General features: G+C 63.6%; 1 pseudogene. It reads right to left on the reverse strand.

What is annotated here, in order from left to right:
- Positions 1-550: pseudogene (locus J5M71_RS26860) on the reverse strand (RNA helicase); the annotation flags it as partial.

Genomic DNA, 550 nt, shown 5'->3' on the forward strand with positions numbered 1-550 from the left:
GGTACAGGCGGTTATTGCCCGTCAGCTCCCAATAGCCGGCGCGATTGAATACCTTGGTGTCAGGCGCCACGTCATCGACATCGGAAAAGCGGCTACTGCCATGGCGATCGATGAAGTCGAGAATGCCGGCGAGGATCTGGCGGTCTTCTGCATTACCGCTACCCACCCGACTAAGCCATTCGCCATAGAGCAAACGGCAGTCGGCAAGAGCAGTACCCGGCTTCCATGGGAGCAGCCCGTAGGCGATGGCCATCTCACCCGCCAAGGCAATAACGGCGAACCGATCGGCCACGCGTCCCGCTTGGGCGTTGTCCTCCACAAAGCTGGCTCGCACTCCGGCGAAGTCTTCCAGCAGTCCGGTACGGTCGGCACTGGCGAGCAGCTTCTCGACGAACGCTGGCCCGAGGTGGCCATGGTGGGCGCCGACGGCCACGGTGAGCTGGCGGTGAAAGTCCGCACCCTCAAGCCCGTGCAATTCGTCAAAGGCACGATGCGTGCGGGTGCCGGCGTTAACGTCGACCATGCGCAACTCAGCGCCGGCGTGGGCGGC

It is taken from the genome of Pseudomonas sp. 43(2021), assembly GCF_017490805.1.
Lineage (GTDB): Bacteria > Pseudomonadota > Gammaproteobacteria > Pseudomonadales > Pseudomonadaceae > Aquipseudomonas.